The following is a 12,549-nucleotide window of genomic DNA, read 5'->3' as shown; positions in this document are numbered from 1 at the left end:
CCACTTAATACCGAAACAAGCGCCATGTCCACACAAACCAATTTATTTGACGATGCCCAGCCTGAGCCGATCGAGCCGGATGAACCGGTATTCGACGGCGAAGCGCTGACCCTGTCCACCTTCGCCGAGCGCGCCTATCTCGACTACGCCATCTCCGTGGTCAAGGGCCGCGCCCTGCCCGACGTGTGCGATGGCCAGAAGCCCGTGCAACGCCGCATCCTGTATGCGATGAACGAGCTGGGCTTGAACTCCACGGCGAAGCCGCGCAAATCGGCGGCCGTGGTCGGCGACGTGCTGGGTAAATTGCACCCGCACGGCGACCAGTCCGTGTACGACGCGCTGGTGCGCATGGCGCAGGATTTCTCCTTGCGCTACCCGCTGATCGATGGCCAGGGCAACTTCGGCTCGCGCGACGGCGATGGCGCTGCGGCCATGCGCTACACGGAAGCACGCCTGACGCCGATCGCCAAGCTGCTGATGGATGAAATCGGCATGGGCACGGTGGACTTCCAGCCCAACTACGACGGTTCGACGGAAGAACCGAAGCTGCTGCCGGCCCGTCTGCCGATGGTGCTGCTGAACGGCGCTTCCGGCATCGCCGTGGGCCTGGCCACGGAAATCCCGTCGCACAACCTGGCGGAAGTGGCCAAGGCAGCGGTGGCCATGATCCGCGATCCGAAGATCACGCACGCCGAACTGATGGCCATCATGCCGGGCCCCGACTTCCCCGGCGGCGGCCAGATCATCACGCCGCCCTCGCAGATCCAGGACATGTATGCGAGCGGCCGTGGCAGCATGAAGGTGCGCGCGCGCTGGAAGATCGAAGAGCTGGCGCGCGGCCAGTGGCAAGCCGTCGTGACGGAACTGCCGCCCGGCACCTCGTCGCAAAAGGTGCTGGAAGAAATCGAAGAACTGACCAATCCGAAGATCAAGCTGGGCAAGAAGGCGCTGTCGCCGGACCAGGTGGCCCTGAAGGCGCTGATCCTCAATTCGCTCGACACCATCCGCGATGAATCGGGCCGCGCCGCGCCCGTGCGCCTGGTGTTCGAACCGAAATCGAAGAACCAGGACCAGACGGAATTCATGCTGATGCTGCTGGCGCATACGTCGCTGGAATCGTCGACCTCGATCAACCTGGTGATGATAGGCGGCGATGGCCGTCCGCGCCAGAAAGGCCTGGGCGACATCCTGCGCGAGTGGATCGATTTCCGCTTCGAGACCGTCACGCGCCGTACCGGCTACAAACTGGGCAAGGTCAAGGACCGCATCCATATCCTGGAAGGGCGCGAAGCGATCCTGCTCAATATCGACAAGGTGATCCAGATCATCCGCAATTCGGATGAACCGAAAGCGGCCCTGATCGAAGCGTTCAAGCTGTCCGAACGCCAGGCCGACGACATCCTGGAAATCCGCCTGCGCCAGCTGGCGCGCCTGGAAACGATCAAGATCCAGCAGGAACTGGCCGAGCTGCGCAAGGAAGAAAAGTCGCTGCAAGACCTGCTCGACAACCCGGGCTCGATGAAGCGCGCCATCATCCGCGAAATCGAAGCGGACGCCAAGCAGTTTGGCGACGCGCGCCGCACCCTGATCGAGGAAGCGCAGAAAGCCGTGGCCGAACAGAAGGTGGTCGATGAACCGGTCACCGTCATCATTTCGGAAAAAGGCTGGGTGCGCGCGCGCACCGGCATCGGCCACGATACGGCGCAATTCACCTTCAAGGCAGGAGACAGCCTGCATGGCGCCTTCGAGTGCCGCACGGTGGACACTTTGCTGGGCTTTGGCAACAACGGCAAGATTTACTCGGTTCCCGTCTCGGCGCTGCCCAACGCGCGCGGCGACGGCGTGCCGATCACGACCTTGTGCGACCTGAGCGGCGGCACGCCCGGCAACGCCGTGCGCATCCTCCATTACTTTGCGGGCAATGGCGCCACCAGCCTGCTGCTGGCGACGAGCGCCGGCTATGGCTTCATCGCCAAGGCGGGTGACATGACGAGCCGCCTGAAGGGCGGCAAGGCCTTCATCACCCTCGATGACGGCGACGTGCCTCTGGCGCCGAAGGTCATCCCCGAGGCGGCCAGCGCCCTGGCCTGCCTGACGGAAGGCGCGCGCCTGCTGGTGTTCGGCCTCGATGAAATGAAAACCCTGTCCAAGGGCGGCACCGGCGTCAAGCTGATCGACCTGGACGCCAAGGACAAGCTGCTGGCCGTGCAGCCGATCACCCAGCGCGGCGTGGTGGTCTCGGGCATCGGCCGGGGATCGAAGCCACAGGATGCATCGCTGGGCGCCACAGCCCTGGCCGACCACTTCGGCAAGCGCGCGAAGAAAGGCAAGGCGCTGGCAGCCAAGCTGAAACCGGTCTCGATGACGGCGATAGGCTGATAAGCTGACGGGGTCGGCCGCGAGGCCGTGCGCAGTGCAGAAAAAGACAGGTTCGCCTGTCTTTTTTTTCGCCTGCCCTGGCCACGGTCCCTGGCCACGGTCCCTGCCACGGTCCCTGCCTCGGCTCGTGCTACGGTCCCGGCTTCCGGCTCCGGCTCCAGCTCCGGCCAGCGTCACCGGCCCTGCAATAATTTTGCATATTCCCCGTCCGCCTCCGTTATCCCTGCAGGCATGCCATCGGCATGCCGCCCCAACACAGGAGTACAGGGATGAGCAACAATATTTCAGGCACGCTGCCATGCGGCAGCCTGACCCCGGCCGAGCGGCTGGTCGCGGCCATGGCAGCCGAAGGCTTGCCGTATAAAAGCATCGCCAGGGAACTGGGCAAGTCGCCGGCCACCGTCCGCAACCAGCTGCATGCGATTTACCAGAAACTCGGCATGGGCAACCGCACGGCGCTCGCATACAAGCTGCGCGGCGAGCCCGGCGAACTCAGCGAGCCTTAGCGCCGCGACAGGCGCAGCACGTCGGGCGTCGCTTCGACGATGTCGATCACGTCCTGCTTCCCGGCGGCATCCTCAACGGCATAGCGGCCCATGCCCAGCGGACGCAGCCGGGCAACGGGGCCGGCGCGGGGCCGGTCATCGGGGCCGGGCGCCATGCTGGTCATGCTCGCCTCCCCGCCTGCCAGGTTCCCGGTTCCGCTTCCGAACTCCAGCACCTTGCGCCCCTTGCGGCTGGGCGGAAAGGGGAATGTAGCCGTGGGCCGGTACACCTCGATACCGTCCGTATCTTCCTCGAAGGAATGCGTCCAGCTACCGCTGGGCAAAGCCATCGTCATGCCGTGCATGCCGCCTCCCGTTTAAAACATGAACGTCAGAAACACGATACCACGCCGCCCAGGCTTTCATAGCCGCTCACGGAGGGCGACCAGGCCGTACCGTTCCACGCCTTGTGGAACAGGGCGCCATTCGTGCCCGTGACAAACACGTCCAGGCGGTTCGGCGCCCAGGCCGTGGCGCGCGGACGCGAGGTGCTGATGCCGCCCAGGTTCTCAAATCCCGTCAGCGACGGACTCCAGGCGCTGCCGTTCCACGCCTTGTGATACAGCGCGCTGTCCGTGCCGATGACGAACAGGTCGAGTCGGTTGGGCGCCCACGACACGGCTTCCACCTCACCCACGCAGATGCCGCCCAGGCGCTCGAAACCATCGTTGGACGGCCCCCATTTCGCGCCATCCCACCACTTGTGGTACAGGGCGCCATCGGTGCCCGTGACGAACACGTCGAGGCGATTCGGCCCCCACGCCACGGCCTTGGGCGACGAAGTGCAGATGCCGCCCAGGCGCTCGTAGCCCGTCAGCGACGGCCCCCAGGCCGTGCCGTCCCACCACTTGTGGTACAGGGCATGGTCCGTGCCGATGACGAACACGTCCAGGCGGTTCGCTCCCCACGCCACGGCTTCCGGCTGGCCCAGGCAAATGCCGCCCATGGCTTCATACCCCGTCAGCGACGGTCCCCAGGCGCTGCCGTTCCACCATTTGTGGTACAGGCCGCGGTCCGTGCCGACGACAAACACGTCGAGGCGGTTTGGCCCCCAGGCCACGGCGCGCGGATCTCCCACGCACAAGCCGCCCAGCGCCTCATAACCGGTCAGGGACGGTCCCCAGGCCGTGCCATTCCACCACTTGTGGAACAGGCCGCTGTCGGTGCCCGTGACAAACACGTCCAGCCGGTTCTGCGCCCACGAAACCGCCTGCGGTGCGCTGGTGCCGATGCCGCCCTGCCCTTCGTAACCGGTCACGGAGGGTGTCCAGGCCGTGCCATTCCAGGCCTTGTGGTAGAGCGCGCGGTCCGTGCCCAGCACGAAGACGTCGAGGCGGTTCGCGCCCCAGGCCACGACGGGCGAGGAACTCTGGCGCGGCGTGGCGCCCGTGCCGCCAGTCCCGCCCGTCCCGGTACCGATGCTGGCGCGCGGTCCGTCGAGGCAAGCCTGCATGCGCGCCACCTGGCCCGCCGTGAACATGAACATGGCGGGATCGTCGACGTAATCCATGTAGTTCATGAACATGTCGCCATTCGGTCCATTGCTGCAGGAAATATGCGGGAACGACGGCTGGCCCGTGTTCGGCCCGCCCTGGTTGGGCGTATCGGCCACATTGTCCGTGCCCGAGCAGCCCGTGCCGTCGTCTCCCCAGATATGGTTCAGGTTCAGCCAGTGGCCGATTTCATGCGTGGCCGTGCGGCCCAGGTGGAACGGCGGCGCCGCCGTGCCGGTCGTGCCGAAGGCCGATTGCAGGATCACCACCCCATCGGTGGCGGCCGGACCGCCGGGAAACTGCGCGTAGCCCAGCAAGCCGCCGCCCAGCTGGCAAGCCCAGATATTCAGATAGCTGTCGGCCGGCCAGGCATCCATGCCGCCCGTCGCCTGCGACTTGACGGCATCGTCCGCGCCGAAGGATGCCACCGTCGTCTGGCGCCGCTCGATGCCGCTGGTCGCCGCGCCATGAGGATCGGTCGTGGCCAGCGCGAACTCCACGCGCGCATCGGCCGTCAGCGGCAGGAACGGCGCCGGCGTGCCGTTCACATCCGGGTTGACGCGCCGGAAATCGCGGTTCAATACGTCGATCTGGCTGGCGATCTGCGCATCCGAAATATTCTGCGCGGCCGTGTTCCACACCACGTGCACCACCACCGGTATCTGCGTCACGCCGGAACGTCCGGCGACGCTGCCGCCGCCCTCATAGAGCCCGGCCAGGTTTTCGATATCGGCGCGTACGCTCGCATAGGATGGATCTTCCGTCAGCAGGCGGCGGTGCACATCCATCGTGGCGCAGGTGCGCACCTGCGGCGTGCCGCCGCCCTGCCCTCCGCCGCCGCCCATGCCGCCACCGCCACCGCCACCGCCATCATCGCGGTCGCCGCCCATGCCGCCGCCATCGCCCACGTGCATGCAACTGGCGCCGGCCATGCCCTGCGATGCCTGCTGCATGCCACCGCCAGGCATGCTTCCGGCTGCGGCTGCGGCATGCGTGGCGGCCTGCTGGTCCGCGTATGACACGCCCAGGCGCGCCCCCGGCACGGCGTCGCTGCTCCCGGCGGCAACGCCGGCATGGATGTCGCCCTCGACCGGCATCGCCTGCATGGAAGACATGGCGGACATGCCTTCGGCGGAACCGGTAGCCGGTGCTTTTTTCGTTTTAGCGGTGCTCATGATGTCTCCTTCGTCTATTTGCCAGCTCACTATGGCATGACGAAAAGCGGAGCATTTGCGCCAGATCAAGGCTGGCAAGCGGCGGCCGCGAAAAGCCGCGGACGAAAAAAAGACAGCCGAAGCTGTCTTTTTGGGCATGCAGGCCGGGGCCTGCAAACGGGGAATTACTTGGCGGCGGCAGCCTTGACTTCAGCGTCGGCCTTGGCCTTCGCTTCTTCCGTCTTGGTGGCGGCGAGGGCCTTGTCGGCATTCGCTTCCACTTTTTCCTTGGCGACCTTGGCGTTCGCTTTCACGGCAGCCTTGGTGGCTTTCGCATCGGCCTTGGCATCGGTTTTGTCTGCCTTGGCTTCCGCTTTCAGCTTGTCTTCCGCATCGGCGTTGACGACTTTGTCGTGGGCCTTGGCCTTGGTTTTATTCGCCTTGTGGTGGGCGTCGGCTTTCTTTTCGTCGGCCTTCATTTCTGCCTTGGCGACATTGGCGTCAGCCTTGGCATCGACCTTGGCTTCCGAAGCGGCAGCCTTGTTGACATCTTTTTGTGCGGAAGCCTGGGCTTTCACGACCGCTTCCGTTGCGGGTGCGGTTTGAGCGAAGGCAGCGGTAGCAAACAGGGTGGCGATCAGAGCGGCGAGTAATTTGTTCATGATGAGACCTTTCAATATGGATTCGAGTTATTTTTACTAAAGGCGGGCAAAATGTTCCAAATTTGCCAGGCATCGGGCTGTGGTTGACAGCAGCTCGATGGCATGACTTCATAGTAAAGACAAAGCAGCAACCACACAGTGCGTTAGCGCACTCAACGGAAAATATGTGCAATTCGGCAAATTTTCCATTGAGCACGCTGCCGGCGTTCAGGACCTCATGCGCACACGGCCAATGCCGCGTGGCGGGCGGCCACCCATTCCTCGTTGGCCGGTTCCACGCCCACCACGATGCGGCTGGCATCGGTGGAAATACGGCTGGCGTTGCGCGCGTTCGCTTCGCCGTCGAGCACGGGACCGATGAAGCCCAGCTCGGCGCAGATGCGCTGGCGCAGCTCCGCGCTGTGCTCGCCGATACCGGCCGTAAACACCAGCATGTCCAGCCCGCCCAGCACGGCCGTCAGGGCGCCGATCTCGCGCACGATGCGGCGGATGTACAGGGCCAGCGCGGCGCGGATGCGCTCGCCCGTGGCATCCTGCCGGTCCTGCTGCGCCAGCAGCACGGGCGGGTCGGCCGACACGCCGGACACGCCCAGCAAGCCCGATTCGTGGTACAGCACGTGCGCCACTTTTTCCAGCGACAGTTTTTCGATTTCCATCAGGTAGATGACGGCGCCCGGGTCCAGCGAACCGCAGCGCGTGCCCATCATCAGGCCGTCGAGCGCGGAAAAGCCCATGGTGGTGGCCACGCTGTGCAGATTGTCCATCGCGCACAGGCTGGCGCCGCTGCCCAGGTGGGCCACGATGACCTTGCCGCGCGCGACGGGGCCGAAACGCTGCTCCAGCACCAGCGACTGGTATTCGTACGACAGGCCGTGGAAGCCGTAGCGGCGCAAGCCCCGCTCCCACGCATCGTACGGCAGGGCCAGCATCTGCTCGACCTGCGGCACCGTGTGGTGGAACGCCGTGTCGAAGCACGCCACCTGGGCGATATCGGGGCGCGATTCGAGCAGCACCTCGATCGCCTCCAGGGCGAACGGCTGGTGCAGGGGCGCCAGCGGGACGAAGCTTTTCAGGTCCGCCAGCACGGCAAAATCGATGCGCACGGGGGCAAAATACTTGCTGCCGCCGTGCACCACGCGGTGCGCCACGGCGCGCAACGGGCGTCCGGCCAGTTGCGCCACGACTTGCGCGCGGATGTATTCGAGGGCCGCGTGGTGCGGCTGCGCCGGGTCCAGCTGCAGCGGGACGGCAGGCAGTCCGCCGGCACGGTAAGTGGCATGTTCGCGGCCGATGCCTTCGACCTTGCCGCTCCATTGCGCCTGCTGCGGCAGCACGCCGTCCGCCTGTTCGAACAGGGCGAACTTGATGCTCGACGAGCCGCAATTGAGCACCAGGATCAGGGTGCCGTCTGCATGTGTCACGGGTGCGTTCATGGCGGCGTGCTCCGGTAATGGTTGGCCAGCATCACGGCGATGGCGCACGAGGCGATGCGGCTGGCGCGCGAGTCGGCGCGGCTGGTCAGGATGACGGGGATCTTCGCGCCCAGCACGATGCCGGCGCTGTCCGCGTCGCCCATGTATTCGAGCTGCTTGGCCAGCATGTTGCCGCTTTCCAGGTCGGGCACCAACAGGATATCGGCGCGGCCCGCCACCTCCGAGACGATGCCCTTGACGGTGGCGGCGGCGATCGAGACGGCGTTATCGAAAGCCAGCGGGCCGTCGAGGATGGCGCCCGTGATCTGGCCGCGGTCGGCCATCTTGCACAGGGCGGCGGCATCGAGCGTGGCCGGCATGTCCGCGTTCACCGTTTCCACGGCAGCCAGGATGGCCACGCGCGGCTGGGCCACGCCGATCACGTGCGCCAGGTCGATGGCGTTGCGCACGATGTCGGCCTTCATGGCCAGGTTGGGCGCGATATTGATGGCGGCGTCGGTGATGATGAAAGGACGCGGATACGCGGGCGTCTGCATCAGGAAGCAGTGGCTGATACGGCGCTTGGTACGCAGGCCGGCGCTGGCGGCTAGCACGGCCGACATCAGTTCATCCGTGTGCAGGCTGCCCTTCATCAGCGCCTCCACTTCGCCCTTGCCCGCCAGTTCGGCGCCGCGCGCGGCGGCCGCATGGCTATGCTCGACGTCCTCGATGGCGATGCCGGCCAGACTCAGGCCAGCTTCCAGCGCCACCGCCTCCAGGCGCGCGCGGGGCGCCACCAGCACGGGCGTGATCAGGCCGGCCGCATGCGCGTCGAGCGCGCCCGACAGGCTCAGTTCATCGCAAGGATGGATCACGGCCACCTTGATGGGGCCCAGGGTACGCGCATGTTCCAGCAGGCGCCGCGTGCCGTCGCCGTTGTGCAGACGCACTTCGGGCAGGGTGGCGCGCTGGCGTTCGATCTGTTCGGCGGGCGCGATCACCTGCGCCTCGCCGTCGAGCACCACGGCGCCATGCTGGTTGACGCAGCGGCATGCCAGGGTCACGTGGCGGCTGCGCGGCTCGAGGGCCGTGACGGTGACGCTGATGGCCAGGGTATCGCCCACGCGCACGGGCTGCAGGAAGCGCAGGGTCTGGCCCGTGTAGACGGTGCCGGCGCCGGGCAGGCGCGTGCCCAGCACGGCGGAAATGAGGGCCGCGCCCCACATGCCGTGGGCGATGACGCCCTGGTAGCGGCTGGAGGCGGCAAATTCGGCGTCCAGGTGCTGCGGATTGTCGTCGCCCGACATCACCGCGAACAGGGCGATATCGTCCATGCTCAGGGTGCGGGTGATGCTGGCGCTGTCGCCGATGGCGATCTGGTCGAAGGTGCGGTTACGCACGATATGCAAATCATCGTCTTGAATAGTAGTCATCGTGGTCTTCTAGGCAGGGGTAATGTTTTTGGCGGATTTGGCCTTGGCCTTGGCCCGGGAAGCAGGCTGCGATGCCGGCTGGGATGCGCGCGCGGCCGGCGGCAGCGCCTTGCCTTGCGCCTGGATGGCCCGGTCGAATACCTCCAGCATCTGCTGCAGGCTCGCTTCCTCGTCCGGCGTCGGCGCTTCGGGCACCTGCAGCACCTGCTGCAGCCATTCGCCCAGCGCGCCGATGGCATCCGGTTCCGCACGCGACAGCAAGGTCGGCAAGGCAGCGATGGCGGCATCGAAATCATGCAGCATCAAGCGCGCCTGCTGGCGCACGATGCCGCGGAATTCCTCCATGCTGAAATCCTGCGTGTACTGCGGCTTGATCAGTTTCAAGGCCAGGTTGACGCGGCGCTCGTCGGCGATCATGCGGAAGCGGTAGATGTAGAACAGCGCGCGCACGGCCGCTTCCACCAGGCCGCCGCGCTGCATGTCCTCGTCCATCTTGCGCGTTTCGCAGCGCACGTATTCGCAATGCTCGGGCGAGATGCCGGGATGGGGGCGCGGCGGCGTAGTGTCGCCGATGGCTTGTCCCGTCAGCGCCTGCACCAGGGGCGAGCCGTACACCAGGTCGAAGGTGGTTTCCTGCACCGTATCGCGCCAGTCGCGCCAGCTGTTCAAGCCGGCCGTGATGGCGCCGGAGATGGCTTCCTGCATGGCCAGCAGCGGATTGTCGGGCGCCACCGGCTGGCGGTGGGCGCGCACTTTTTCCGCCTCCCTGGCCACCAGCTTGGCCAGCGGATTGTGGTCGGTCCAGCGCTCGTACGATACGCGCAGCGGATGCGACAGCTGCAGGAAACGGGCCGACTGCGGCGTGACCATGGCGCGCACCCACGGCTGCGCAAACGTGCGGTACAGCGCCAGGTTCACTTCGGACACGCGCGCGGCGGCGGCGAACTTGCGGTCGTTTTCCACGCTAGGCTGCACGATGGCGCGCACGTCCTCGATGCCGCGGTGTTCGACCTGCAGCACGTAGTCGCCGCTGGCCAGGTCGGCGTTCGGCGTGTCGGGCGTCTTGTCGACGATCCGCGCTTCGTAGATGCCGGCCGGCAGCAGATTGATCAGGTCGATATTGCTGGCGAATTTCTGGTGTTCCTTGTGCCCCACCTTGGCCGAGACGAAGATGCCCAGGTGGCCGATGCTGTCATGCACGGCGTAGACGATGGTCTGGTCGTGCATCAGCACATCGTTGTCGTCGCGGTACAGGTCCGTGATCCAGCCCAGCGCCTGCGGCGGCGGCGTGATGTTGTCGCCGTTCGAGCAGAACACGACGATGGGCGAACGGATATTGCGCAAGTCCAGGCGCACGCCGTCGGAGGTGATCAGTTCGGCCGTGGCCAGGCGGTTGCCGATGAACAGATTGTCGACGATGTACTGCATCTCGACGTCGTTGAGGAACACGTGGCCGCCCCAGTATTTTTCAAATTCCAGGTAGCGGGGCGCTTCCGTGTCGATGTTCGCGTACAGGTTGTACTGCTTGGTCCACAGGGTGTTGGCCGGGTTCAGCTTCTCGAAATTCTGCACCAGGCTGGCGCCGTCGAAGCGTCCGTTGCCCAGGTCGCCCGCCAGCGCCGTAGCCCAGCTGCCGCCCATCAGCCCGCCCGCGTAGCGCATGGGGTTGCGGCCATGCCAGCCGGCCCAGTACGACACGGGCGCGCCGGCCACGATGATGGGGCCGAACAGTTCCGGACGCATGGCGGCCGTCATGAGAATCTGCCAGCCCGCCTGGCAATTGCCGATGACGACGGGTTTACCCTCGCTGAGCGGATGCAGGGCGATGACTTTCTCCAGGAAGGCCGCCTCGGCGTGCATCACGTCTTCCACCGTCTGTCCCGGCACGGGATCGGGCAGGAAGCCGATGAAGTAGCATGGATGGCCGGCGCGCAAGGCCACGCCGATCTCGCTTTCCGCCTTGAAGCCGCCGATGCCGGGACCATGGCCGGCGCGCGGATCGACGACGACGAAGGGGCGCTTCGATGGATCGGGCTGCGGCGCATCGGGCGTCAGGATGCGCGCCAGGCCGTAGTTGACGGGGCGCGCCAGCTCCAGGCCGGACATCACCAGTTCGGCGGGAAAGTCCAGCACGTTCGGCACTTCCTCGGCCAGGTGCTCCTGGTACTGGTTGCCGCGCCGGCGCATCACGTCCGCATACAGCACGATGCGCTGCCACGAGTCGCGTGCATAGTCGCCCAGCATGCCCAGGGACGGCAAGCCGCCGGTGGAAAAAAATGGAGCAGATTCGATCTTCATGGCTATCCTTTTCATGCAAACAGGCGCCGGAACATTCCGGCGCCGGGCCTACGCCATCTGGCTGATGGTCTTGCGAAAACGCGCCAGCGCGAAGGTAAACAGGGCCGTGCCGATTGCCAGCAGGGCCAGGAACGGTTTCCATACCACGTCGATGCCGGCGCCCCGGTACAGGATCGCCTGGCTCAGTTCGACGAAATGCGTGGTCGGGGCGATCAGCATGATGTTCTGCACCAGCTCGGGCATGCTTTCGCGCGGCGTGCTGCCGCCCGAGAGCATCTGCAGCGGCAGCAGCACGAGAATCAGCAGCATGCCGAACTGCGGCATGCTGCGCGCCACGGTGGCGAGGAAAATGCCCATCGACGTGGTGGCAAACAGGTGCAGGGCCGCGCCGCACAGGAACAGCGCGATCGAGCCTTCGATGGGCACGTGCAGCATGCCGCGCACCACCAGGTTCAGCGACAGGGCGGCGGCCAGCAGCACCACCAGGCCCATCGACCAGACCTTGCCCAGCATGATTTCGGCCGGCGTCACGGGCATCACCAGCAGATGCTCGATGGTGCCGTGTTCGCGTTCGCGGATCAGGGCCGCGCCCGTGAGGATGATCGACAGCATCGTCACCTGGTTGATGATTTCCATCAGCGAGCCAAACCACGCCTGGCTCAGCGAAGGATTGAAGCGCGCGCGCATCACCAGTTCCACGGGCGAGACCGTCGCGCCCCGGTAGCGTTTCGCGAATTCGGATATTTCGCCGGCGACGATCTGCTGGATGTAGCCGCTGCCGCTGAAAGCCTGGCTCATGCGCGTGGCGTCCACGTTCAGCTGCAGCTCCGCCTGGCGCCCGCCCAGCACGTCGGCCTGCAGCTTGGGCGGTATCGTCAGCACGAACGTGTACTGGCCCGCATCGAGGCCCGCATCGACCTGGCTCTGGTTGATCATGGCCGGCGGCGTGAACTGCGGCGGGAAGAAGGCCGAGGCGATGCGCCCGGACAGGGGCGAACCATCCTCGTCGACGATGGCGATCGAGGCCATGTGCAGGGTTTCCGGCTTGGCCGTGGCGGCCACGTAGATGGCCAAGGTGAACGTGTAGAGGATCAGGATCAGCATCATCGGGTCGCGGATCAGGCTCCAGATTTCCTTCACGCCCAGGCGGTAGATGTTTTCAAGATGCCGCAT

General features: G+C 65.8%; 9 protein-coding genes. 2 read left to right on the top strand and 7 right to left on the bottom strand.

All coding sequences use genetic code 11. The annotated features are described in order from the left end of the window. The first annotated feature begins 24 nt into the window (after window positions 1-24). Both parC and VPH41_RS02070 read left to right on the top strand, forming a co-directional pair. Entirely contained in the window at window positions 25-2,379 is a 2,355-nt protein-coding gene (gene parC / locus VPH41_RS02075) for a DNA topoisomerase IV subunit A (protein WP_328568810.1), read from the top strand. A gap of 269 nt (window positions 2,380-2,648) precedes the next feature. Further along, entirely contained in the window at window positions 2,649-2,885 is a 237-nt protein-coding gene (locus VPH41_RS02070; RefSeq protein WP_328568809.1) for a helix-turn-helix domain-containing protein, read from the top strand. Here the strand turns inward: VPH41_RS02070 and VPH41_RS02065 are convergent. The 7 genes from VPH41_RS02065 to VPH41_RS02035 form a co-directional block, all read right to left on the bottom strand. Next, a complete protein-coding gene (locus VPH41_RS02065) occupies window positions 2,882-3,049 on the bottom strand; it encodes a hypothetical protein (RefSeq protein ID WP_328568808.1) in 168 nt (55 codons plus the stop codon). The genes VPH41_RS02070 and VPH41_RS02065 overlap by 4 nt on opposite strands. 206 nt (window positions 3,050-3,255) lie before the next feature. After that, window positions 3,256-5,592 (bottom strand): M43 family zinc metalloprotease, encoded by a 2,337-nt coding sequence (locus tag VPH41_RS02060; protein WP_328568807.1) that lies wholly within the window; start codon window positions 5,590-5,592, stop codon window positions 3,256-3,258. A 164-nt stretch (window positions 5,593-5,756) separates the two neighbouring features. Then, the gene (locus VPH41_RS02055; protein WP_070224288.1) at window positions 5,757-6,233 is read right to left on the bottom strand and encodes a hypothetical protein; all 477 of its coding nucleotides are present in this window, start codon (window positions 6,231-6,233) and stop codon (window positions 5,757-5,759) included. 215 nt (window positions 6,234-6,448) lie between these two features. Continuing rightward, a complete protein-coding gene (locus VPH41_RS02050) occupies window positions 6,449-7,666 on the bottom strand; it encodes an acetate/propionate family kinase (RefSeq protein ID WP_328568806.1) in 1,218 nt (405 codons plus the stop codon). Further along, window positions 7,663-9,078: a bifunctional enoyl-CoA hydratase/phosphate acetyltransferase gene (locus VPH41_RS02045; RefSeq protein WP_328568805.1), complete on the bottom strand. Its 1,416-nt coding sequence runs from the start codon at window positions 9,076-9,078 to the stop codon at window positions 7,663-7,665. The genes VPH41_RS02050 and VPH41_RS02045 overlap by 4 nt, the downstream gene beginning before the upstream one ends. 9 nt (window positions 9,079-9,087) lie before the next feature. Next, window positions 9,088-11,376 (bottom strand): DUF3141 domain-containing protein, encoded by a 2,289-nt coding sequence (locus VPH41_RS02040; protein ID WP_442906212.1) that lies wholly within the window; start codon window positions 11,374-11,376, stop codon window positions 9,088-9,090. Window positions 11,377-11,424: 48 nt separating this feature from the next. Next, the gene (locus VPH41_RS02035) at window positions 11,425-12,549 is read right to left on the bottom strand and encodes an ABC transporter permease (RefSeq protein ID WP_152282809.1); all 1,125 of its coding nucleotides are present in this window, start codon (window positions 12,547-12,549) and stop codon (window positions 11,425-11,427) included.

Origin of the sequence: Janthinobacterium sp. P210006 (assembly GCF_036231885.1) — a bacterium.
GTDB lineage: Bacteria > Pseudomonadota > Gammaproteobacteria > Burkholderiales > Burkholderiaceae_D > Janthinobacterium > Janthinobacterium violaceinigrum.
This window is presented reverse-complemented; position numbering and strand designations above follow the sequence as displayed.